This window comes from Duganella sp. BJB476, assembly GCF_003416895.1.
GTDB lineage: Bacteria > Pseudomonadota > Gammaproteobacteria > Burkholderiales > Burkholderiaceae_D > Rugamonas.
In genome coordinates, this window is record NZ_QVIO01000010.1 from 1 (window position 1) to 23,739 (window position 23,739).

Annotated in this window: 21 protein-coding genes and 2 tRNA genes; 11 read left to right on the forward strand and 12 right to left on the reverse strand. The window is 59.0% G+C overall.

Features of this window, described 5'->3' with window-relative positions:
- Positions 1-80 precede the first annotated feature (80 nt).
- Positions 81-1,313 carry an integrase arm-type DNA-binding domain-containing protein gene (locus D0T21_RS28480; RefSeq protein ID WP_116994576.1) on the reverse strand — a complete coding sequence of 411 codons (1,233 nt, stop codon included), beginning with the start codon at positions 1,311-1,313 and terminating at the stop codon, positions 81-83.
- Positions 1,314-1,799: 486 nt separating this feature from the next.
- On the opposite strand from D0T21_RS28480, the gene D0T21_RS31910 reads away from it, so the two are divergent.
- Entirely contained in the window at positions 1,800-2,195 is a 396-nt protein-coding gene (locus D0T21_RS31910) for a hypothetical protein (protein WP_147328202.1), read from the forward strand.
- Positions 2,196-2,256: 61 nt separating this feature from the next.
- Here the strand turns inward: D0T21_RS31910 and D0T21_RS28485 are convergent, their stop codons facing one another.
- Complete coding sequence (locus tag D0T21_RS28485; RefSeq protein WP_147328203.1) at positions 2,257-2,886, reverse strand: hypothetical protein; 630 nt, start codon at positions 2,884-2,886, stop codon at positions 2,257-2,259.
- Positions 2,887-3,010: 124 nt separating this feature from the next.
- Between D0T21_RS28485 and D0T21_RS28490 the strand changes: the two genes are divergently transcribed.
- A complete protein-coding gene (locus tag D0T21_RS28490; protein WP_116994578.1) occupies positions 3,011-3,253 on the forward strand; it encodes a helix-turn-helix domain-containing protein in 243 nt (80 codons plus the stop codon).
- 218 nt (positions 3,254-3,471) lie between these two features.
- Here the strand turns inward: D0T21_RS28490 and D0T21_RS31915 are convergent, their stop codons facing one another.
- On the reverse strand, positions 3,472-4,404 hold the full coding sequence (locus D0T21_RS31915; protein ID WP_147328204.1) for a hypothetical protein: 933 nt from the start codon (positions 4,402-4,404) through the stop codon (positions 3,472-3,474).
- A gap of 206 nt (positions 4,405-4,610) precedes the next feature.
- Entirely contained in the window at positions 4,611-4,787 is a 177-nt protein-coding gene (locus tag D0T21_RS28495) for an AlpA family transcriptional regulator (RefSeq protein WP_116994579.1), read from the reverse strand.
- Positions 4,788-5,100: 313 nt separating this feature from the next.
- On the opposite strand from D0T21_RS28495, the gene D0T21_RS28500 reads away from it, so the two are divergent.
- Genes D0T21_RS28500 through D0T21_RS28510 form a run of 3 tightly spaced genes read left to right on the forward strand, consistent with a single transcriptional unit; the run spans position 5,101 to position 7,300 of the window.
- Positions 5,101-6,201 (forward strand): hypothetical protein, encoded by a 1,101-nt coding sequence (locus tag D0T21_RS28500; protein ID WP_147328205.1) that lies wholly within the window; start codon positions 5,101-5,103, stop codon positions 6,199-6,201.
- Positions 6,202-6,203: 2 nt separating this feature from the next.
- Complete coding sequence (locus D0T21_RS28505; RefSeq protein WP_116994581.1) at positions 6,204-6,620, forward strand: hypothetical protein; 417 nt, start codon at positions 6,204-6,206, stop codon at positions 6,618-6,620.
- Between the two features lie 2 nt (positions 6,621-6,622).
- Positions 6,623-7,300: a hypothetical protein gene (locus D0T21_RS28510; RefSeq protein WP_116994582.1), complete on the forward strand. Its 678-nt coding sequence runs from the start codon at positions 6,623-6,625 to the stop codon at positions 7,298-7,300.
- 20 nt (positions 7,301-7,320) lie between these two features.
- On the opposite strand, the gene D0T21_RS28515 is transcribed toward D0T21_RS28510, so the two are convergent.
- From D0T21_RS28515 to acs, 3 genes are all read right to left on the reverse strand, one after another.
- On the reverse strand, positions 7,321-8,583 hold the full coding sequence (locus D0T21_RS28515; protein WP_116994583.1) for an integrase arm-type DNA-binding domain-containing protein: 1,263 nt from the start codon (positions 8,581-8,583) through the stop codon (positions 7,321-7,323).
- A gap of 165 nt (positions 8,584-8,748) precedes the next feature.
- Positions 8,749-8,839 (reverse strand) — tRNA-Ser (locus D0T21_RS28520).
- A 168-nt stretch (positions 8,840-9,007) separates the two neighbouring features.
- Positions 9,008-10,996 (reverse strand): acetate--CoA ligase, encoded by a 1,989-nt coding sequence (gene acs, locus D0T21_RS28525; protein WP_116994584.1) that lies wholly within the window; start codon positions 10,994-10,996, stop codon positions 9,008-9,010.
- A 224-nt stretch (positions 10,997-11,220) separates the two neighbouring features.
- On the opposite strand from acs, the gene D0T21_RS28530 reads away from it, so the two are divergent.
- The 4 genes from D0T21_RS28530 (at position 11,221) to D0T21_RS28545 (ending at position 14,432) form a co-directional block, all read left to right on the forward strand.
- Positions 11,221-11,847, forward strand: coding sequence for a YqhA family protein (locus D0T21_RS28530; protein WP_116994585.1), 627 nt, complete (start codon positions 11,221-11,223; stop codon positions 11,845-11,847).
- Between the two features lie 27 nt (positions 11,848-11,874).
- A complete protein-coding gene (locus D0T21_RS28535) occupies positions 11,875-13,404 on the forward strand; it encodes a fumarate hydratase (protein ID WP_116993426.1) in 1,530 nt (509 codons plus the stop codon).
- Complete coding sequence (gene murI / locus D0T21_RS28540; RefSeq protein ID WP_116994586.1) at positions 13,404-14,243, forward strand: glutamate racemase; 840 nt, start codon at positions 13,404-13,406, stop codon at positions 14,241-14,243. The genes D0T21_RS28535 and murI overlap by 1 nt, the downstream gene beginning before the upstream one ends.
- A gap of 113 nt (positions 14,244-14,356) precedes the next feature.
- Positions 14,357-14,432 (forward strand) — tRNA-His (locus tag D0T21_RS28545).
- A gap of 72 nt (positions 14,433-14,504) precedes the next feature.
- Here the strand turns inward: D0T21_RS28545 and D0T21_RS28550 are convergent.
- Complete coding sequence (locus D0T21_RS28550) at positions 14,505-16,016, reverse strand: mechanosensitive ion channel family protein (RefSeq protein WP_116994587.1); 1,512 nt, start codon at positions 16,014-16,016, stop codon at positions 14,505-14,507.
- Between the two features lie 178 nt (positions 16,017-16,194).
- Here D0T21_RS28550 and D0T21_RS28555 point away from each other — a divergent pair, with 178 nt between their 5' ends.
- The gene (locus D0T21_RS28555) at positions 16,195-16,647 is read left to right on the forward strand and encodes a hypothetical protein (protein WP_116993423.1); all 453 of its coding nucleotides are present in this window, start codon (positions 16,195-16,197) and stop codon (positions 16,645-16,647) included.
- A 127-nt stretch (positions 16,648-16,774) separates the two neighbouring features.
- Positions 16,775-16,900, forward strand: coding sequence for a hypothetical protein (locus tag D0T21_RS32810; RefSeq protein WP_020705285.1), 126 nt, complete (start codon positions 16,775-16,777; stop codon positions 16,898-16,900).
- Between the two features lie 4 nt (positions 16,901-16,904).
- Here D0T21_RS32810 and tssA read toward each other — a convergent pair whose 3' ends face one another.
- The 4 genes from tssA to D0T21_RS28575 are packed head-to-tail and all read right to left on the reverse strand — an operon-like array spanning position 16,905 to position 23,736.
- Complete coding sequence (gene tssA / locus D0T21_RS28560) at positions 16,905-18,119, reverse strand: type VI secretion system protein TssA (RefSeq protein ID WP_116994588.1); 1,215 nt, start codon at positions 18,117-18,119, stop codon at positions 16,905-16,907.
- 12 nt (positions 18,120-18,131) lie between these two features.
- A complete protein-coding gene (locus D0T21_RS28565) occupies positions 18,132-18,767 on the reverse strand; it encodes a formyltransferase family protein (protein ID WP_116993421.1) in 636 nt (211 codons plus the stop codon).
- Between the two features lie 24 nt (positions 18,768-18,791).
- Positions 18,792-22,943: a type VI secretion system protein gene (locus tag D0T21_RS28570; protein ID WP_373995382.1), complete on the reverse strand. Its 4,152-nt coding sequence runs from the start codon at positions 22,941-22,943 to the stop codon at positions 18,792-18,794.
- A 25-nt stretch (positions 22,944-22,968) separates the two neighbouring features.
- A complete protein-coding gene (locus D0T21_RS28575; protein WP_116994590.1) occupies positions 22,969-23,736 on the reverse strand; it encodes a DotU family type IV/VI secretion system protein in 768 nt (255 codons plus the stop codon).
- Positions 23,737-23,739 lie beyond the last annotated feature (3 nt).

Here is a 23,739-nt window from a genome sequence, read left to right on the forward strand (position 1 = left end):
ACTTCCTTCCTTGGCATTGCGCCGCGCAGGTCACATCTGTTTGAAAAACACTCCGCTTCCCAGCGGTGTGATGCCATCATCTAGCAATACGACGCCGAGCTCAATACGTCGCTGAGCGGACGCTTACTCATTTTGCTACGCTCGGCAAGGAACTGCGCACGGTCATACGCACTCGCAACCTTGTCTTTCGGCGCATGCGCCAGCTGGCGGTCAACAACTTCGTGCCGATATCCTAGTCGCTCCTTGATCGTGCTCATTGCCAGGGCTCGGAAGCCGTGCCCCGTCATGCGGCCTTTGTAACCCATGCGTTCGAGAGCCACCAAAATAGTGTTGTTGCTTATTGGTCGTTTATGATCACGCTGGTTCGGAAAGAGATACTTCCCCCCGCCAGTGATGGCATGCAATTCACGCAGTAGATCGCATGCCTGGCGTGACAGGCAAACGTGATGGTTGGTGGTATCGGGGTTGACGGTCAGCTTGCCACGCTTCATGCGCTGCCACGGAATAATCCATTCGCACTTCTCCAGATTAATTTCGCTCCATGGCGTTTCGATCAGTTCACTTGTTCGAACAAAGACCAACAACATCAGGCGCAATGCGATGCGAGTCGGTTGGAACATACGTGCTTCGTTTCGTTCAAGTGAGCCGAGGAAGGCAGGCAATTCGTCGGCATCGATGGCCGCGAAGTGAGAAGCCCGGCGTGTCTTGAGCACGTCCTTCATGTCGACCACGAGGTTGCGGTCAGTCAGGCCGCATTGGATCGCGTAACTGAATATCTTTGAACAGACGGCCTTCAATCGGTGGGCGATTTCAGCCGCGCCGCGTTCTTCGATTTTACGTAGCGCGATGATGATGTCGCGGTGTTTTAGCTCATCAATGGGCCGGCTGCCGATCTCAGGAAAGATATCGGCCTCAAGCCGCTGGATCATGTTCTTCGCAGTGCGCGCACTCCACGTGGGCACTTTGGTGGCGTACCATTCCCGCGCGATCTTTTCAAAAGTATTAGCGGCCTGTTCAACTGCGCGGCGCTTGGCGTCGTCGCGGTACTTGGCTGGGTCCACGCCATTGAGCAGCAGCTTCCGAGCTTCCAGGCGCCTCTCTCGCGCTTCCTGTAGCGTTATTTCTGGATAAGGGCCAAAGCTTAGCCGGTTCTCTTTTCCGTTGAGCTGGCGATACTTCAAGCGCCAGATCCGCGATCCCGTCGGAGCAACCTCTAGATAAAGCCCACCGCCATCAAAAAGCTTGTATGGCTTTTCCTTGGGCTTCGCATTCTTGACTTGCAATGCAGTCAACGCATCGCTTTTCTTGGTCATGGCAGCCTCCCCTATCGGCATAGTCCCGAAAGCGAGTTAGACCAGGATTCGGGGGCATGCGTTCCGGGGCAGGGGGCAAAGGGGCAAGATCTTGCCCCCTAATGTGTTGGATGTTACTGGACAGCGGGAGCCGTCAGAATACAAAAAAGCCGCTGTAGCAGGGGCTAAAGCGGCTTTTTTAATACTTCCTTGGACTTGCTGAGACTGCCCAATTTGAATCCTTGGCGGGAGAGGGGAATCCAAACCATGCCTTGAAACCCTGCATTCATGCGATCATTGAGACCGCAAAGCAATTACATGTGTACAAGCATGTGTGCAAAAATTTTCCTGCTATATGCCGCGCTATAGGCGACGTCATCGAGAGCGGCAAACGGAAAACCCGCATGCAAAAAAATTGCTTCTTGTGGACTAAGTACAACGATTCGCCGCATCGGTCGGTCCAAACCAAATGTAGCCACCGATTGCGGCCTTAGTAGAGGACGAGAAATGAACGGAACTGACAATCTGACATCCATGTTTAAAAACATGATTGAGTCTGTGGAGCGGCTTTGCAAAGTATATACGACCGCCACCTACGGCCCGCCGAACGTAGGGTATCTCTGGCAAGGTGTGTTCCTTCCGAACGGGACAATGCTTCGGGCGGCGGGCCAGCGCGACAGCACACAGTATGCCGTTGTTAAATATGGAGAATTGATCCTTGACGGCGCGCCAGTCTCGTTTCAAGGTTTATGTGATGGGCTGCTAGGCCAGTCACATGATGCCTTACAGAAATTACGAGTACAGCGCCCGGATGACTGGGAATGGGTTACTGCAATTGACCTGAAACGACAAAAACTGCGCGGACGAGTCTACCGTTCGGACAAACCGCACTTCGAACTCTAAAATAAATAAATCTGCTAGGGGCGCATGGGCATCCATTCAACAACCCCTAGCACCACAACAATTAAAGCGCTTCCCAACCTTCACTTGTACGTTTCAGCGTGGCCGTCGCTTCGTCTTCTGATATTTCACGAAGAGCCTGCTTCACCGAAAATACGTCCTTAAATTGCTCACCTTTAGCCCAGTCTGCCAGTTCCCCCACCTTCCGCTTGAAAGTCACATCTACAACCTCGTGCGATCCGCGCTGCATTGGCCCTTCCCACTTTACTATCGTGACCGGAATCGCCTGCGCGTAACAAAGATCTTTGTGAAGGCCGATATCCAAGTAGAATTTCTGACCCGCTTCCGTAACCTCATAACTCTTTACTTCGACCTGATTACCTGTATCAACATAATGGTCCGTCTTCTCACGCACTAGCTTAGCTTCTTTCACCCGCAGCATTCCCACACTAACCAGCGCCTGTAGCTCCTTATCATGAGCGCGCACTTCACCAACAGTCATAGCGGGTGGAGCGCTAAGCCACAGAGACATTCGCCAAGAATCCTTCCTCGCAACGCAGACATCTAGCTTCTGTCCACGCCCCGTCGTATTTAAAGCCTGTAGAAAGTTTTCAGCACTGGCATCCAGTTTATTTTTACAACCTGCAAGTGTAGTCAAGATAGCAAACAGCGCGATGAGAGTAGGTTTGTTCATTTGATGATGAGGGAAAATGTAGTGAACGCCTCCAGCGCTTATTGATCTGCTCGGAGACGCAAGAACGATCATTGAGGTACATGTACCGTGGATCGTAGGGGATCATATCTGAAATGATAGGGTGGTGCCAAACCCCTCCCTCCACCGCCAATCACCACAGCTAATCGCCTTCGGTGAGGCTGTACGTCAAGCACGTAAGAGCCAAGGTATTTCCCAAGAGAAGCTGGCTTTGCTAGCCGAGGTTGATCGCGGCTATCTAGGTAGAGTCGAGCGTGGCGATAATAACGTTGCGTTGCTCACCGCTTTCAAAATCGCTCAGGCTCTCAATAGTTCAGTTGCGCAACTCATGCTTGACGCGAAACTTTAAATGGAAAAATCGATCTTTTGAAATCAATTTCAAATTAATTTGGCGAGTACGAAGAATTTGATTCGAAACAATAAAAAATATTTCACCACAAAAAAGTCGCTACACGCACGATTTTGATAATCACAATAATCCCACTACCGATTATCTTCAATCTCTTGCAAGGAATTGCAGGTGGGATTCGATTCGTACCTTAATAGGATTAAGTGCCGCCGCGCATCTTAGTTCGTCAGAATTAAGTTTCTAATTTTCTCTTGCGCTTCGCGCCAAATCTGATTTGGCTCAAACCACATCGGCGTGCAAAAACTCCGTAATATCTCTCGATAGAGTTGTCTTCTCTTCCTGTCTGCGAGGACGCTTAAAGCATTTTGCGCCCCCACACTCTCACATCGTCGAACAAACCTATGCCAAGCTTCGTTATCAGAGTAGGCATATGCGTCAGCAACAGCAACAACTGAAAATGTAGATAACGGATTTTTCATTCCCGCCATTTCGACAAGGTTACCGATTTTCCTGATGCGAAACTCTACTCTAGTACAACATCGAAATAATCGCTTTGCACGTTGAGGGTGTTCACGATCTCGCCGAATCAACCGCTCAAAAGCTTTATCATAGATAGTTAGTCGCTTCACACTATTTTCTGAACCAAGCACATACGCGTTTAGTCGTCGCTCGTTTTCTTTCTTCCGTAACCCTATAGTCGCGGCGCTAGCTGAAAAAGTAAGTAGCCTACTAATAGGAGTATTGTGGAGATCAAATGTGAGATCTGCTCTCGTAACCTTTACGGTGTACCACCACTCCTCTATACGAGGGATACAGGCGGCAAGGATATCTTTAATCACCCTAAATTGAGCAGAAGGCAGCTTCGCCGGGTTCCACTCTAATCGTAGATAGCCTTTCTTTGAAGATTTCGGGAAAGCTTGAATTAGACACTTTGCGGACTTACCACCGGGAATTTCGACGACAGCATGCCACGCAGCATAGTAGTGTTCATAAGCGCTTTCGCCGCGAACTGGAACTAGAACATACCCTTGTTGACATAGATGGGATAGCGCTTCCGCCGCATCTTGCCATGTACGTCCCTCGTTAGGGACAGAAAACGTCACGCTAAATTTATCGATAAATACCGATGTTCGACCATTATGCAAAGACATATACTCACTACATACTCACTTAACCTTCTTATAGAGATAAGCAGGTATTTCATTCAAAATTAGATTTCCTTTACTCCCCTGCGATGTGGTGATTCTTATCTACAGAAAAACATCGTTATATGTAGTGGTGCTGATTTAGGATAAGTAACGCTACATCGCAGGATCATCAAGCAGTCGCGGATCAAACTGACATCCGCATCCTCAAATTACTTTGCAGCTCGATTATTTACCCAATCTACTATTTCGCTTGCCTTCCAACCTACCGCCCTAACGCCGAGTGAAACACGATCTGGGAAGCTCCCATCTTGTATTGCCTTATAAATAAATGAGCGAGAAAGCCCGGTCATCTCTAGAACTTCAGGCAAACGCATTATTGATTCCATAAATCATCTTCCGTTAATGTCCGCCGCTGTCCAATAAGCGGTGTAGCGAATCATATGCGCCTCATTTGTGCGAAGTCAAACATTTGGAATATTTTCGATATTTAGGCGTTTTTTTGAAATTAATTGCAAACTGTTGAAGCAGGCCGGTTGCGCCGAGGTACCCGGCGACCGACGCCACGAGCCATGATTTCCACGGGGAAATTCTCACCAAATATTGCACATCAGAAAATCCCCCTGTTGATTTACCAATATGCGATCATGTGACTTTGGGTCTCATTACGTCATCTCTTCATAGTAGAAAGTCGAAGTAAGCATGGGTCATTCGCATGTCGCTGCCACGCAGCCAACTCCTCCCCAACCGGTTCCAGTAGAAGCTCTCGTTGCCGCGTTAAAAGCACGGACCATGTTCACCGTACTGCGTGACGCACTCAAAGTTGAAAAGCTACCGCTCGGTCAGGGCTGGGGCGACGTGATCGCCAACGCGACAGAGAGCACAACACAGGGAGAGCGCTACCGGAAGTTTTTGAGGGCATATTTCGCTGAATCCACCATTACCGGTGAGCGATACGTTCAGCTTTTCGACGTGGCTGACGATGATGCAAAACAGATCGCCGCTCAAATCCAAGGGGCTACAGCAAATAGCCCGACCTTTGGTTCGACGTACCCGCTTCCAATTCCTCAAGACCTACTGGCTAGCGCCTCCAGTGAACCGGAACTGTGCGAGGTGCGCCTACATGATAGCGGTGACTTTTCTCTTATCTTTTGCTCTGCAAGATGGCATGATGACAAAAACGCCTATGAGGCGAAAGAACTGCCGAAACACGTTCTGGATACCTACAATGGCATTGACAAGTTGGTGACATATCGCAAGGTCTACTATCAAGCCTATGATGTAGTAACGCTGAGGGTGAACCTTGGACGGATTGAAGTTTGCATTGAGGCTCCGACTAAAGCAAAGAAGGCCGAAATTGAAGGACTGCCACTAAAGGTACTCTCGGCCTGCGCGCTTCACATAGCGAAATTCAAAGGGATGGGAGCAAAGCCGCCCGAGAACCTCTTCCCGGCTATAGCTGGGATGTACTACCACGGTACTGAAGGTAAGGTTATGGGCCTTGCCTTCAGAACGATGACTGGCTCCATCAAAAAGGAGCGCATGACCCCAGATAACGTTGACCTACGGAACGAAAAATTTCACCATGCGGGCATGAATGCGTTGGGTCAAAAAATCAGTCCGTACGAGTTAACTCTAGACTACGAAATGACAACGCCCAGTACAATTGCCACGCTAAAATTGGCGGCTTTGATTCGTGAGTTGTCATCGGCGACGCCAACTCTTCATGGATGTTATGTTACGTCTACTTCCTTTTCCGCGTTTGAACATACTTTGAATCGCCTAGTTACCTATATCTACTAAGCATGAATGCCCCGCAAAATAAGAGTGCAGCCCACTCTATCATCGGAGAGCTTTGGGCCGGAAGGCCTGAAGCCGATGCGGGGCATGTCATCGTCGATTTTCTTGCTGCACATACTGATGCGGTCCACATATCCTTTGCACAATTTTTTGAGATCGCTCGGCAGGCCGAAATCAAAGATCAAAACGTTGTTCTCAACATAATCACTTACCTGACAGGTACAGACCTGCAATTGTTGAAAACTGGGTTTGAGTACATTGAAGAAGAGATCGTTAAGCCTCTCGATATTGAGCAGGTGCGCGCCGCAAGGTATAACAAGATCAATCCCATTACAGGCGATGAAGACGACGAAATAGGTAGCAAAATTTTCATGTACTTTATTCCTTCCGATCTCGCGAAGACGGCGTTGGTGGCGGAGTAAGCATGAAAGATTTTTCTATCGACCAAATCGAAGCACTAATTGCAGGCAACCCGAACACCCGAAATTTCCTTCGGAAAGAATTGGTTACGACCTACGACGAATTCGTAGACGTGCTCTATGACGAAATGGATATAGTCATTTCAACGCTTGAGGAAAACCCTCAGCATTACTACGACGACAACGAAGACAAGATAACGCATTCAATCGTTTCAATGCTTAAGATGCGTAATTACAGCGCCACACAAGGCACGACAAACGGCGGGAACGTAGACATTACAGTAAAGTGCAACAACCCCCTATGGAGCTGGATAGGGGAAGCCAAAATCTACAAGACCTTAGACAATCTGCAAGAAGGATTCTTGCAGCTCACCACACGCTATCGCAACGCTAGCCCGACATTCGCGAGTCGCGGGATGCTCGCATACACAAAGCGGTCAGATGCAGCCACGCACTTAAAAGAGTGGGATGAACATGTCGCCGCACAAAAACTGCCTGAATTCACTAGAACCGATTGTACCAAGCGCCCCGGAATGGCATTTCTAACTACCCACAAGGACAACGCAAGCGGGCAGCCAGTTAAAATTCGGCACAATGTAATTGCGCTATATCATTTACCAGAAGATAAGAGTGGTCGGACCGCCGCGAAGTACAAAAAGAGGCGAGGCGAGGCGGCTGACTAACACGTAGCGCAGCTCTGAGTTCATGCCGCTTTGGGGAACTTCCCAACGATGACTTTGCCGGACGCAATGCTGTCCAAATAATCAGCATATTCTTGCATCATGTGCCGCCGCTCGGTGAGAAATGCCTCGCGATCATACGATCCGCCGTACGCCTCTCCAGAGGCATGAGCAAGTTGCCTTTCAATATTCGTTAGATCGTTTCCCAAAGTCTTCAAGACACCCTTTGCCAACGAGCGGAAACCATGTCCCGTATGCTTTCCACCGTAACCTAGTCTTTTCAAACCAGCCAAAATTGCACCGTTACTTATAGGTCGCTGCGGATCGCGCTGGTTTGGAAACACCCACTGATTTCTACCGGTGATAGCATGTAGCTCTCGAAGTAGCGCCCAGCCCTGCTTCGGCAAAAAGATATGATGGTCTAGCTGACGTGGATTGACCTTCCTCTTGCCCATCTTCATCCGATGCCAAGGAATCACCCACTCTTCGTTGTGGAGATCAATCTCAGACCACGGAGTTTCCGTCAACTCCGAAGTCCGAACGAATGTCAGCATCATCAATCGCATTAAGATGCGAGTAGTAGGGTACATGCGCGCTTCGTTCTTTTCCAACACCTTTAAGAACTCAGGAAGATCAGCCACGAGAATTGCAGCGTGGACGCCTTTCACGCGAGGCTTAAGCACACTGCGCACAGGTACGACCGGATTGTATTCGGCTAAGCCTGATGCTATTGCGAAATTGAAAATTTGATTGCAGACCTGAGCGTTGCGCTTTGCAATCTCACCAGCGCCACGGTTTTCGATTTGCCTGAACACATCGAGCATTATCGGAGCTTTGATATCAGCAATAGGCATTCCACCGACGAGTGGGAACACGTCCTGCTCCAGCCGATGAAGAATATTGGTAGCTGTACGCTCTTGCCATGTCTCCAGCTTGTTTTCGTGCCACTTGCGGGCCACCGCTTCAAAGGTATTGGCGGACGCTACTGCGGCTACCGCCTTCTCGATTCGGAACGTCTGAGCTGGGTCTACGCCGGTCGTAAGCATCTTACGAATTTCTGCTCGCCACTGCCGGGCATCCGCTAGGCTAGCTGCTGGGTAATGGTCGAACGTAAGGCGGGTGCTAGTCTTACGATTGGGCTGCCTGTAGGCGAGCCGCCAGACCTTGGAACCAGAAGGAAGTATCTCCAAGTACATGCCCTCGCCATCCGCGAGCTGGTAGGGCTTGTCCTTAGGTTTTGCTGCTTTGATCTTGATGTCGGTGAGAGGTGTCGCTAGCTTTGGCATTTTGTACCCATAGTTTTTTGATCCATGTACCTATGTGTGCAATTATGTGTGCAAGGTTGCTGGATTTCAATGGATGCTAAAATACGTTGCGGAACAAAAAACCCGCGTCAACACTGGGGCTGAGGCGGGTTTTTATACGACTTAGTACATCTTGAAACGATAATCTGGCGGAGAGAGGGGGATTCGAACCCCCGATAGGCTATGAACCTATACACGCTTTCCAGGCGTGCGACTTCAACCACTCATCCACCTCTCCTGCATATCTTCCCCTTCCGGAGAAGCCGCGAATTATAGCAAAGATTCCAGAGAGTACCAACATTATTTCCCCCTCCCACATCTTTGCTACTTTCAGCGCCAGTCTTGAACGTCCAGCTACGGCAAACTCAGCATAGATCCCCGCTTTAGCGGGGATGACACCACCTGATCAGGAAGCTTCCTTCAACTGCTCCAGAATCGCCGGATTCTCCAGCGTGGACACATCCTGCGTAATCACCTCGCCCTTGGCCAACACCCGCAACAACCGCCGCATGATCTTGCCCGAACGCGTCTTCGGCAAATTATCCCCAAAACGAATCTCCTTCGGCTTGGCGATCGGACCAATCTCCTTGGCCACCCAATTGCGCAGCTCCAGCGCCAGCTTCTTGGCCTCATCCCCAGTCGGACGCGCCTGCTTCAGCACCACAAACGCGCAGATCGACTCACCCGTCGTATCATCCGGCTTGCCCACTACCGCAGCCTCAGCCACCAGCGGATTCGCCACCAGCGCCGATTCAATCTCCATCGTCCCCATGCGGTGACCCGACACATTCAACACATCATCGATACGCCCGGTGATGGTGAAGTAGCCCGTATCCTTGTTCCGGATCGCGCCATCGCCAGCCAGATACATCTTGCCGCCCAGCTCCTCCGGGAAGTAGCTCGACTTGAACCGCTCAGGATTGTTCCAGATGGTGCGGATCATCGAAGGCCAAGGACGCTTGACGACCAGGATACCGCCCTGCCCGTTCGCCACATCCACACCAGCCTCATCCACGATCGCCGCCATGATGCCCGGCAGCGGCAAGGTGCACGAACCCGGCACCATCGGCGTCGCGCCCGGCAGCGGGGTGATCATGTGGCCGCCGGTCTCGGTCTGCCAGAAGGTGTCGACGATCGGGCACTTCTCGCCGCCCACCTGCGTGTAGTACCACATCCACGCTTCCGGATTGATCGGCTCACCCACCGTGCCCAACAAACGCAGCGACGACAGGTCGTAATTTTTCGGATGCACTTTCGGATCCACGTCCGACGCCTTGATCAGCGAACGGATCGCCGTCGGCGCGGTGTAGAAGATGCTGACCTTGTGCTTGGCGATGGTGCCCCAGAAGCGGCCGGCGTTCGGGAAAGTCGGCACGCCTTCGAATACCAATTGCGTCGCGCCCACCGCCGTCGGACCGTAGGCGATGTAGCTGTGGCCCGTCACCCAGCCGATGTCGGCCGTACACCAGTACACATCGCCAGGCTTGATGTCGAAAGACCACTTCATCGTCAGCGCGGCCCACAGCAGGTAGCCGCCGCTCGAATGCTGCACACCCTTCGGCGTGCCGGTCGAGCCCGACGTGTACAGGATGAACAGCGGATGCTCGGCATCCACCCACTCCGGCTCGCATTCGGCAGGCTGATTGGCAACCAGCTCATGCAGCCACAGGTCGCGCCCCGCCTGGAAGTTGATGTTGCCGCCGGTGCGCTTGTAGACGATCACGTCCTTGATGGTGTCGCAGCCGCCCAGCGCCAGCGCTTCGTCGACGATGGCTTTCAGCGGCAGGTGTTTGCCGCCGCGCAGTTGCTCGTCGGCGGTGATCACGGCCACCGCGCCGGCGTCGATGATGCGCTCCTGCAGCGATTTGGCGGAGAAGCCGCCAAACACCACCGAGTGCGTGGCGCCTATGCGCGCGCAGGCCTGCATCGCTGCGACGCCTTCCACCGACATCGACATGTAGATGATCACGCGGTCACCTTTCTTGATGCCGCGCGATTTCAGGCCGTTGGCGAACTTGCAGACCTTCTCGTGCAATTCCTTGTAGCTGACGTTGACCGACTTGCCGTCGTCCGCCTCGAAAATGATGGCGGTCTTGTCGGCGTTGCCGTTTTGCAGATTGCGGTCCAGGCAGTTGTACGACACGTTCAGGTGGCCGTCTTCAAACCATTTGTAGAACGGCGCGTTGTCTTCGTTCAGGACTTTGGTGAACGGCTTTTGCCAGACCAGGTTTTCCTTCGCCAGGCGCGCCCAGAAGCCTTGATAGTCGGCCGCCGCTTCCGCGCACAGCGCGTTGTAGGCTTCCATGCCGGCTACGGTGGCCTGCGCCACAAACTCCGCCGGGGGCGTAAAGACGCGGGATTCCTGTGGACCTTGTTGGGTGGTAGTGCTGCTCATACGTGTCTCCAGTGTTTGAATTCGTTTGCCATAAACATAAACTTCGTCGCTTACTGAGCCCTTACAGATTGATAATCCCCGGCGGAGGATGTAATGCCCTATGCAATTTTACCAATATTTCATCAACCATACGTAGTACCCACACGCCGCTGCGATTGCTGGGAAGCACGTGTAAAATGTCGGCTATCTCATTAGTCTGCACCAATTCAAGGAGTCCCGCCGTAATGACCAAGCCACCACCGAAGCTGCGACCGCTGCCCGCCTTTATCTTCATGACGCGCTGGCTGCAGTTGCCGCTGTACCTGGGCTTGATCCTGGCGCAGTGCGTCTATGTGTTCCATTTCTGGGTAGAACTGAAGGACTTGATCGGCGCCATCATGGGCAACGATGCCTCCCTGCAGCACATCCTCGCCGCCGTGGCCGTGCACGCCCCGACGCCGGAAGCGGTGGCCGCGGCCGCCGCAGCCCATGAAGCGCCGGCCAAGCTGACCGAAACCACCATCATGCTGGTGGTGCTCGGCCTGATCGACGTGGTGATGATCTCCAACCTGCTGGTGATGGTCATCATCGGCGGCTACGAAACCTTTATCTCGCGCATGAACCTGGACAGCCACCCCGACCAGCCGGAATGGCTGTCGCACGTGAACGCCTCCGTGCTGAAGACCAAGCTGGCGATGGCCATCATCGGCATCTCATCCATCCATTTGCTGAAAACGTTTATCAATGCAGCCGTCTACGACCCGAAAACGCTGATCGCGCAAACCACGATCCACGTCGTTTTCCTGCTGTCGGCGCTGGCGATTTCATACACCGACCGCATCACCACGCTGACCCACCAAGATTCCCACTAAGCATCCCACTCACCACGCGAGAACATCATGACCATCATAAAGCAAGAAGACCTGATTGAATCCGTTGCCGCCGCGCTCCAGTACATCAGCTACTACCATCCTGCCGACTATATCCAGCATCTGGCGCGCGCCTATGACGCCGAGCAAAGCCCGGCCGCCAAGGATGCGATCGCACAGATCCTGACCAACTCGCGCATGTGCGCGGAAGGCAAACGCCCGATCTGCCAGGACACCGGCATCGTCAACGTCTTCCTGAAGATCGGCATGGGCGTGCGCTTCGAGGGCTTCTCCGGCACCGTCACCGACGCCGTCAACGAAGGCGTGCGCCGCGCCTACAACTACGACGACAACAAGCTGCGCGCATCGATCGTGGCCGACCCGCACTTCGACCGCAAGAACACCAAGGACAACACGCCGGCCGTGGTCCACATGGAACTGGTCGAAGGCAACACCGTCGACGTCAAGGTCGCTGCCAAGGGCGGCGGTTCGGAAAACAAATCCAAGATGATCATGATGAATCCTTCCGATTCGCTGATCGACTGGGTGCTGAAAACCGTGCCGACCATGGGCGCCGGCTGGTGCCCGCCAGGCATGCTGGGCATCGGCATCGGCGGCACCGCCGAGAAGGCGATGCTGATGGCAAAAGAAGTGCTGATGGAAGACATCGACATGTTCGAACTCAAGCAGCGCGGCCCGCAGAACAAGCTGGAAGAACTGCGTATCGAACTGTGCGACCGCATCAATGCACTGGGCATCGGCGCGCAAGGCCTGGGCGGCCTGACCACCGTGCTGGACGTGAAGATCCTGACCTACCCGACCCACGCCGCATCGAAGCCGGTCGCCATGATCCCGAACTGCGCCGCCACCCGCCACGGCCACTTCGTGCTGGACGGCTCCGGTCCTGCCTACATGACCCCGCCACCGCTGTCGACCTGGCCTGACGTCAGCTGGGCGCCGGACACCGAAAAATCCAAGCGCGTCGACCTGAACACGCTGACCAAGGAAGAAGTCGCTTCGTGGAAGCCGGGCCAGACCCTGCTGCTGAACGGCAAAATGCTGACCGGCCGCGATGCCGCCCACAAGCGCATCCAGGACATGCTGGCCAAGGGCGAGGAACTGCCGGTGAGCTTCAAGAACCGCGTGATCTACTACGTCGGCCCGGTCGATCCGGTGCGCGATGAAGTGGTCGGCCCAGCCGGCCCGACCACCGCCACCCGCATGGACAAGTTCACCGACATGATGCTGGAAAAAACCGGCCTGATCGCGATGATCGGCAAGGCCGAGCGCGGCCCGGTGGCGATCGAATCGATCCAGAAGCACAAGTCGGCCTACCTGATGGCGGTCGGCGGCTCGGCCTACCTGGTGTCGAAGGCGATCAAGGGCGCCAAGGTGCTGGGCTTTGCCGACATGGGCATGGAAGCGATCTACGAGTTCGACGTGGTCGACATGCCGGTAACCGTGGCGGTCGATGCCGCCGGTACGTCGGTGCACGAAACCGGTCCGAAGGAATGGAAAGCCAAGATCGAACAGCTGAACGTTCCGGTCGTTACTGCCTGATGCACGCCGCCCGCTCTCCCGGTGCCCCCATCGGTGTCTACGATTCCGGCGTGGGCGGGCTGTCGGTACTGCGCCACATCCGGGCGCAGCTGCCGGCGGAAGACTTGATCTACTTCGCCGATTCCGGCCACGCGCCCTACGGCGAAAAAACCGAAGAGTACGTGGTCGACCGCGCGCTGCTGGTCGCCGCCTTCCTGCTGGAACGCGGCATCAAAGCGCTGGTGGTGGCCTGCAACACCGCGACCGTGGCCGCCATCAAGGCGGTGCGGGCGCGCTATCCCGAGCTGCCGGTGGTGGGCGTCGAGCCCGGCCTGAAGCCGGCCGCGGCCGTCACGCGCAGCGGCAAGGTCGGCGTGCTGGCGACGGCGCGCACGCTCAAGGGCGACAAATTCCTGCAACTGCGCGAGCAGATCAGCGCCGCCACCCAGGCGCAATTCCTGCTGCAACCGTGCGTCGGCCTGGTCGACCAGATTGAACTGGGCGACCTGCAAACCCCCGCCATCGCCGCGCTGCTGGAGCAATACGTGGCGCCGCTGCTGGACCAGGGCGCCGATACGCTGGTGCTGGGCTGCACCCACTACCCCTTTGTCCAGTCGGGCATAGAGCGGGTGCTGCAAGCTCATGGCCACGCGGACGTGACCCTGATCGATACCGGCGACGCCGTGGCCCGCCAGCTGGTGCGCCTGCTGGGCGCCGCCGGCCTGCTGCGTCCGGCGCATGGCGAAGGCGACGCGCCCGCCTCGCTGCGCGGATACACGACGGCGGACGTCGGCGCCCTGGCGCCAGCCTTTGCCAATCTGCTGGGCCTGTATCCGCCAGTAGAAAAGGTTGATGTTTAGGCAAATCGGAATTTTTTGAAGAAACTACGCATTTAGATTTGCAGGATTCAAAACTGGCTTGTATAATTCGGCACCTGTCTACGAAACAGTAGACAAAGCGAAGTAAATCAGTGGTGGCTGTAGCTCAGTTGGTAGAGTCCAGGATTGTGATTCCTGTTGTCGTGGGTTCGAGCCCCATCAGCCACCCCACCGAATTCGCGGTAAAACATAAAGCTTACAAGCGCGTGCTTGTGAGCTTTTTTGTTTTGGGCGGCCGCTATCTCAATGCAGCCGGAAGAACCGCCGTATGCTCTCCAGGTAGTTGGCTTGCTGGACCTGCCCGGGCTCGGCATGGTCGCTGCGGATGGTGCTCAGCACCTCGTTGCGCTCGCTGAGCACACGGGCGAACTCGTCGGCCAGCTCGGGACGCTCGTGCAGGATGGTTTCAAAGTTTTGCTTGTCCAGCCGATAGCACAGCACATCGGTCCTGGCGGTGACGGTGGCGCCGCGCGGCGCGCCGGTCAGCAGGCCGATTTCACCGAACACGTCGCCGGCCTGGAGTGTGGCGCAATAGATGCGCTCCTGCCCTTCGGCCTCGAACCAGACGTCGGCCTCGCCGCCGACCAGCAGATACAGCCAATGCGCCACCGCGCCTTGGCGGGTGATGATGTCGTCCTTGATGAAGGGCGTGTGGCGCAGCGCCTTGGCCAGCTTGGCCAGTTCTTCTTCGGTGAGGCCGGAAAACAGCGCGACCTTGGCCAGCGCCTGCTTGCGCACGTCCATCTCCGCCGCCAGCCGGATGCTCGAGCGCCGCTCCGAATCGGCGTTCAGGCGGATGTCCATGCAGGGATGGGCCAGCGACAAGCTCTGCCGCTGCAGGGCGCTGTAGAAATGGATGCGCACGGCGGAATCGGTGCTGTCGTCGTGGCCCGGATGGGTGAGCCAATAGCGCACCGCATACTGTATCAAGCCTTCGCGGTAATCGACGACGATGCATTCGGGCGGCCGGGCCGACGAGATATGCTCGATATGGGTCTGGCGCAGCGCCGTCTGGACGGTGGCGATCACTTGCTGCGGCGGCACCCCGTTCTCGATCCAGAAATTCACCCAGCGCCGGAACTCCGGCTTGCTCTCGCGGCTGTACACGTCCACTTTCGATTTCATCAGCACGCTGTTGGGAATGACGATCAGGCTGCCGTTGTTGGTCTGCACGGCCGTGTGGCGCCAATGGACTTCCACCACTTTGCCGCGCACGTCGTCGATCTTGATCCAGTCGCCGATGCGCACCGAGTTGTCCAGTTGCAGCGCCAGGCCGCCCAGGATATTGCCCAGCGTTTCCTGCATCGAAAAGGCCACCACGCCGGTGATGACCGCCGACGTGGTGACCAGTCCGCTCAAGTCCAGGCCGGCCACGCGCAGCCACACCAGGCCCCAGACGATGTAGGTGATCACCAACAGGATGTCTTCCATGATGCGCGGCGGATGCATGCGCAGCGCCGGCAGCAGCACGCGGAACGCGGTCAGGCCGATAATGCGTATCAGCAGCAGGCCGAAGCCGAGCATGGAGGCGCTTTCCAGCAGGCCGGCGGCCTGGCGCTGGCCCATGTCGATCATGAGCTTGCTGGAGAGGCTGAGGATCAGGCACAAGCCGCCGAACAGCAGATGGTGGCGGAACATGTGCGGGCTGTCGGGATCGGAGCGGGTCAGCAGCAACTGCAGCACGCTGCAGATAAGGACGGCGGCAACCAGGCCGGCATGCCATGGATTGATCCACGGGCCATCTATCGTCAGCATCCTGGCTCCTCATTCGTTGCTACCTTGCATGTATTGTGGACTGATCCCCACCGAGGCGCAACGTGCACCGTTACAAAAATTTGTGCGTTGCTGTTGCCTAATGGAACTAGATTGACGCTACAATGAACGTCTGTGCATCCGCATGCAACGCCTCCCCTTTTCCAGATTAAGCCCAGCCATGTCCCAAGAGAGAACACCCCTGCACGAAGTCGCCACCTACAGCAAGGACACGCCGGTCGGCTGTCCCGATGTCAACGGGCGCGCCGCCGTGTTCGTGCCGACCGCGCTGTTTGACGTGAACAGCTCCACCACCATCCGCAAAGGCGCCGGCATCGTCGGCTACGGCAACCCGGATGGCTCGTTGACCGTCTACTTCGAAGCCAACCGCTTCGACGAGAGCAGCCTGCACAAGTGGGAAAACAAGGCCCGCAAGGCCTACGACCGCATGGTCGCCGGCGCGCCGACCGTGTCCAAGGCCAAGATGGACCCGAAGATGGTCGAGCAGATCGGTTACATCGATGGCACCGGCATCCAGCTCAAGCTGCCGGAACAATTGCAACACTGGCTGCAAGCGTCGAACGCCATGGACACCGCGCCGACCGACGACTTCATCGTCTGGAAGACCAAGTAAAAAGTTAGCATAAAGATAGAGACGGGCAGTAGTCCTACAAAACGTCGGACATTCGGCTGATGTCCATCCTACAACTCCCGGGGTATTCTGGACTTACTGTAAGTCCAACCCAACTCGGGAGTTTGTCATGGCACGCTATCTCCATATCGCCTTCGGCGCGTTGTTGCTCAGCCTGGCCTGCGCATCGACCTACGTGTTGTGCTCGGAAAACGCCTTGCAAGACCAAACCATCTCGCTCTACCAGCTGCGCTAAATCCTCACTCGCGCAAGCCCAGCATATTCACCAGGCGGTTCAAGTCCCCCTCTTCCCGGATAATCTCGGCCATCAGTTCCGGCAGCGGCATGCGCCCCCAGTTGACGGCGCGCCGCAGCAGGTAGGGCGTCGGGCTGTGCGGCTCCACCAGGCTCAGATAATCGGCGATCGCGCCCAGCGCGGCGTAGGCCTCGTCGCGGTTCTTCCAGCCTGACAAGGCCACCGGCGGCAACGCCAGGGCCGTTGCCATGCCGTTCCCTTCCTCGCCGCCTTGCGGCTGTTCCGGCGTCGTCATTTCTTCTTCCTTTTGCTCGGGGACCAGTTGCTGCAGCACGCGCTCCACCGCCACCAGCGTTCCCTTCAGTTTAGACAGATTCGGCGCCTGCGCGCCCAGTTGCAGGTCGACAAAAACCAGCATGGTTTCCAGGCAGTTCAGGCAGCGATGCAGCACTTGCTGGCGGATCGCCAGCTCGCGCCCCAGCCGCTGATGGGCGTAAGCGATCACTTCGATGCGGGTCAGCGGCGCCTCGCCATCGGCGTTGGCGTGGGTCTCGCCCGGCAGGCCGGCCAGCTCGCGCGCCGTCATGCGCTCCCAGTCGGACAGGCTCTGCGCCGGCGGCTTGCGGCTGTTGATTTTCAGGATGGGCACGTGCACCCGCACCGTCGCCGCCAGCGATTCGTTGAGCCACTCCAGCGGCGCGATGCGGGCGTCGGCGTCGCCGTCCTGGATGGCCGGATGCAGGCTGTCCCAGAACTGACGCAGCAGCCGGTCCACCAGGCTCAGGCCGCGATACAGGCCGTCGATGCCGTACTGCCGGGTCCACGCCTCCAGCAGCCAGGCGGCGATCTGCAAGTCCTTGGAGCGGCTGCCCAGCATGGTCTTGCAGCGCGCCTCGATCAGCGGCCAGTCGGCCTTCTTCAGCGGCCGCTCCCACTGCCCCATCGGCAGGCTGGGGTCGTCCTCCTCGCGCGCCAGCCGGATCTCGGTAAAGATCGGATCGTAGCGCAGCGGCGGACCGCTGGGCTGGTCGGCGGCTATGGGCTTGAGCAACTGTTCCAGCTCCTCCTGGTGTTCCTTGCTCATCAGGGAGAGCGGTATCGGCAGGCTGGGTGCGTTCATAGGGGCTGTCGGGGTCTCGATACTGGGTGTACGGTCATCGGAAATCAAGTGGCGCGCCTTGTCGACCAGGTTGAGCAGATTGTCTCTGATAGTCGCCATGCGCCGTTCCGCCTACGGTAGCATCTTGCCGAGCTGACGCGCAAAAAACTTGGCCGCCAGCGGCGAAGTCAGCTTGTGCAAGTCCACCACCGTGGCGCCGGTCGGCACATAAATCTTCTCCGACAGCGCCAGCAGCCGCCCGGTGTCGAAGCCGTCGTCGATCTCATGCATGGCGATCAGCACGTGGTCGGAGCCGTTGTCCAGCAGCGCCTGGAAGGGATTGGGGCCGGCGTAGTGCGACGGCCAGCCGTCGTCGATGCAGGGATGCAGGTTGTAGAAGCCCAGCTTGGGCCACTCGAACAGGCGGGCGTCGATGCGCTGGCCGAAGGTGGCGGTGATGCACAGGTCCGGCTGCCACTGGTCCTCGTACAGCCGGTAGAACTCGTCCGTCTTGACGCGCCCCTTGTACGGCACGATGCCGTGCGACAGCGCCAGCCGCTCCACCATCACCTCCTCGGCCGGCGTGTGCGGATAGGCCCACACCCGGCGCCCACGGCTGACGTGGTCCGAGCCGACGTCGTCGGTGGCCACGCCGACCACCCGCACGCGCTGCGCCAGCGGCCCCTTGAGCAGTTCGCTCAGCACGTGGAAGCCGCGATGGAAGCTGCCGAACATGGCAATACGCACGAGAGGTGGCAAGGATGACATGGCAAAACCTCAGTAAAACCCGGCCTACCACGCCGGCGCCTTGACGGGAAACACCGGCGGCCACACCAGCGGCGCGCGCTTGCCGGCCGCGCTCACGGTCAGCCGCACATACACCTTGGCGCGGCTGTCGCGGGTGGCGATGCGGCCGTCGCCGACCGCGCTCATCGGAAACTCAAACTTGAGCAGCTGCGAGCGTGCGCCCGACGCCGGCGCCGCTTCGGCCTCGCGGTAGGCCGACACCAGGCTGAACAACGCCCACGGATCGTCGAAGCGGTAGCTGACGGTGCGCTCGTCGACCGTCATGCCGGGATGGCCGGCCTCGGCCTTGGGCACCACCGGGCCGTCCTGCGCCACCCGCAAGGTCAGCACCACCGGCAGCCCCGGCTCCCAGCGCAGCGGCCGCGGCGCGTCGCGCTGGTGCACGGTCTGGCCGCCGATCGCCAGCGACCAGTCGATGATCTTGTTGCCCTCGCTTTCGACGGCGGTGTTGGCGCGGAATTCCACCATCACGTCCAGGCCGGCTGCCTGGCCCTCCTCGGCCGGGTACAGCGGCGCCAGGAATTCGCGCACCTTCTGCATCTGGTCGTCGACCTTGCGCACCGTGCTGGCCGGCGACGGCCGCGTGGCGTCGCGGTCCGACGCCAGCGCCAGCACATGGGCCTGGTCGAACAGCTTGAGCACCGCGCCCACTTCCTCGACATCGGCCGGCACCCGTTCGCCCGGCGCGCCCTTGCCGCCGGCATCGGCCGTCAGCGCGCGGAACGGCGCGCGGCTGGCCAGGCTGGCGTTGAAGGCGTCGGCGAAGCGGGTCCAGGTGTCCTGGTAGCGGGTCTGCGTCAGGTCGCGGCAGCGCATGTACAGCCCCATCTGCAAACCCTGCATGCGCTCGGAGAACAGGTCGCCGGCGCGGCGCTGGGCCGCGCGCGCCGACAGCTTGTCGAGGCAGTTGTCGATGCTCAGGTCGGCCGCACCGGACAGGATGAACTGCTCCAGCGTGGTCAGGCTGCTGCTCGGGCTCTTCAGCTTGTAGCGGCCCAGGTCGGCCACCGTGGCCTGCCAGCGCAGCACCGACGGATTATTGGCGGCGGCGCCGCCCAGTTGCAGCAGCAGCGCTTCCGCGCTCTTGCCGGCGGCTTCGATGAAGCCGATCTGCTGCCCCACGTAAGCGTGCAGTCCGCCCACGTCCGACGCGCCGAAGGCGTCCACCAGCGGCCCCTTGGCGCCGTTCCAGGAGTGGAAGGCGCGGTCGCGCGGCGTGAACAGGTCGGCGCGGGTCAGCGTATCGTCCAGCTGTTGCAGGCGGCTCAGCGCGTCCTGCGTCAGCACGCCGGACAGATGCTCGGCCACGCCGGCGCCGCCGTTCTCCTGCAGCCAGGCGCGCACCCGCAAGGCCTTCGCATGGTCGGCTTCGTTGATCGGGGCCGGCGTGTCGCGCGCCGAGACCAGGTAGGCCTGGGCCAGGATGTCGCGCGCGGTGTCGGCCAGCGCGGCGTCGGCCAGGCGGCCGGCCGGTCCCTGCAGCATGATCGGGAACTTCGGCAGGAACTCGGCCTGCACCCGCTTGCGCGCGTCCGCCAGCGCCAGCACCTGGTCCAGCCGCGCGCCGTCCCAGCTGACGGTGGAGCCGGCCGCCATTTCCGGCAGGCGGCTGACGTGGCTGGACTTCATGAACGGCAGCGACAGCAGGCCGTTGAGCGCGTCCAGCAGCGCCCTGCGGTCGGGCGCGAAGGCCCACGAGGACTTGGCGTCCAGCCATTCCAGTCCCGAGCTCAGCCCCTGCGCATGGCGTTCATCCGCCATCGGCGCGTCCCACTGCGCGCTGAACCAGCGGAAGCCGTCCTCGGTCTGGCTGCGCGCATTGTCGGCCGCGTCCTTGCCCAGCAGCGCAGCGCTTTCCACCTGTTGCAGCAGGTGCGCCCAGGCCGGGCCGAGGTCGAGTTTTTCGCCGCGCATCCATCCGCCCGTGCCCGTCAACAGATAGGCTTCCTGCGCGTGCAGCGCGTCGCGCAGCGCCAGCCAGGGCGCGACATTGACCTCGGCTTTCGGGTCGCCCTGGTACAGCGCGGCCAGGCTGTCGTTGACGCCCTGTTCAGCCTTGAGCAAACCGTTGTTGAGGAACAGCCGGTTGGACAAGGCCTTGACGCCCAGCCCGAACGAACAGACCGCGGCTTCCTGCATCGGCTCGATCGCCAGCGTCGGCTTGGTCTTGGCCACCGTGCTGAACAGCGCGGCGGTGCGGCTCAGGTTGCCGTTCATCTCGCGGTTGAACAACACGTTCACCACCTGCGCCAGATCCTCGCCCGAGGGCGCCTCGGCGCCGGGCGACTTGAGCCGCATCATCGCCTGCACCGCCTGCTCGAGCTGCGTAACGCCCTCCACATACGCGCTCAGCGCGGCGTATTCCTGCGTGCTGGTCACGTCCAGCCCGCCGGCCACGCCGGGCTGCTTCATGCCCTTGGGCGCGGCGCACAGCCGGCCGATGATCAAGGTGCCCGAACTGGCGTCGAGCGGCTTGCCGGTCAGTTCGCTGACGCGGGTGTAGGCCGCGCGCAGCAGCGGGTCGAAGGCGGTTTCGGCGAAGCTCTTTTCCATGCGCCGCTGCACCTGGTCCTGCAAATCGTTGAACCATGGCCACGAGCCCGGCATGAAGGCCGACCACAGGCGGGCATTGGAAATTTGCTCGATGCTGGCCAACGCCTCCAGCGCGCGCTGCTGGCTGCGCTGCGCATCCACCACATGGTTGTTTTTCACCAGCTGGCTCATCCTGGTGTCGTGATTCAGCGCCTGCAGATTGCTCACCACCTCGGCGCCCAGCCCGTGCAGGCGCAGCGTGGAAAACACCAGCCCCAGCACCCACACCACCGGCAGCGCGATGGCGCACCAGCGCGCCACCCGGTTCATCGCCGGACGGCGCATGCGATGCACCGACGAGGAGCGCACCAGTCCGGCCTCGGCAAAGATCTTGCGTTCGAAAATGTCGCGCAGGAAGGCCGGCACCGCGCTGTCCCGTCCCGCCCGGTATGCGGGCGCGTCCGCGGCCAGCGACGGCTCGGCCCAGTCGGGCAAGGCGGCGGTGGCCGACGCCGCCGCCGGCTCGACCGCCATGAAGCCGTCGTTGTCGGCCGCCGCCGGCGCGTGGCCTTCGCCCAGCAGCGCGGCCTCGTCGCTGCAATCGCCGGTCAGATAGATGCCGCGCAGCAGGAACGGTTCGTGGTAGGCGCTGGGCCGCATCAGTTCTTCGGCGAACATTTTCAGGCCGGCGCGCAGGCGCTCGACCTGGTTGGGCAGCAGGAAATATTCGCTGCTGTCCGAGTCCGACGGCTCCAGCGCGCACAGCTCGGCGCAGCTGTCGGACAGTGTGCGGCCGATCTCGTTCATCGCGGTGTCGATCCACTGCGCCTGGAACGGCGCGACCAGCTCGTGCGGCGACGACCAGCCCAGCATCGAACGGCGCAGCGGCTCCGGCAAGGCGGCCGCGAAGCGGGCGAAGCCGGGGATGGTTTCGCAATCGCTGATCGCCAGGTAGATCGGGAAGCGCAGCGCCAGCCGGTTCTGCGCCAGCCACAGGCGGCGGTGGATGGCCTTGGCGCGCGCGGCCAGGTCCAGCTGGCCGGCGCCCTCGACATCGAGCAGCACGCTGGCCGGCAGCGCCACCACGATGGAATCGAACGGCCGGTCCGGACGGTAGTTGCGGCACAGGCCGAGGAAATCGTCCCAGGTGGTGTTGGCCATGGCGCTGGCGTCGGAGGCGTCGGCGTCGGGCGTGCCCAGCGAGTCCGAGTGCAGCTGCACCGCGATGCCCTGGTCGAAGAAGTTCCAGTTGATGCCCTGGGCGCCGGCGGTCAGCGTGCTGTCCGCGCTGAGCGCGCTTTGCAGGCCCGACTGCAGCAGCGGCAGTTCGCGCCCGGCGCCGCCCTCGTTGAGCACCAGCGTCCACGCCAGGTTGTAGCGTTCCGAGCGGGCAGCGATGTTGTTTTCGATCAGCTCGACCGCCACGCGGAACGATTGCTTGAGCGAGTCGGCGCTGATCTGGCGCGGCTTCTGGTCGGCCGGCTTGTCGGCTTTTTCCGCGCCCTTCATCGCCGCCCAGATGACGATGGCGAACAGCAGCATGACGAGCAGCGTCAGCACCAGCAAGGTGGCTATGGCCGTGTTATCTGACAAGAAGTTCAACACTATGCGCTCATCCCGTAAGGTTAGGTCACACGGTTGCCGACAGCGCGGCGCGCACCGGCCACGATTGCCACAACCACAGCAGTTCAGATAGTCCCAGCAGGATCAGCAGCGCCAGCACGAACATCAGCCCGCTGCGATTGAACTTGGGCAGGCGCCGCGCCGCCAGGTGCGACAGCGTGCTGGCATACGCCTGCTCGGACAGCGTGCGGTCGCGCCCCTGCAGGTCGGCCGGCCGCAGATACACAAACTGGAACAGCTCGCGCCGGTACTCGGCGATCTTGTCCTGCTTCTGGCCGCGATACCGGCCCTGGAAGCCCAGCGACAGCAAATACAGGTACAGCCGGCCGACGTTGCGGCGCGACGCTTCGCGCTCGCGCAGCAGCTGGTCCAGGTCGTCGAACACGCGCTCGCCGGCAAAGCTGGACTTGAACAGCGTGGTCTCGATCAGCACATGGCGCCAATGATTGCGCCCGGCCCATTCGGTGTTGAGCAGCACCTCGTCGGCCAGCGCCGCCTTCAGGAAGCGGCCCTGCGCCTCGGCCTCCATGCCGGCCTTGCCGACGATGCGGCGCGCCTCCAGCGACTGCAGCTCGATCAGCTGGCACAGCTGGCGGCTGAGCGCCTCGGCGGCCGACTTGGCCTCGCCCTCGCCCACCCGCGTGGCCGCCTGCGCCGAGCGCGACAGCACGTCGTAAAAATCGCGGAACTGCACCGAGGCCAGGTCCACGCCCTCGCTGGCGGCGCCGCTCCAGGCCGGCGCCGACGAGGCATTGCTTGCACTGTTAGATAGCATGCT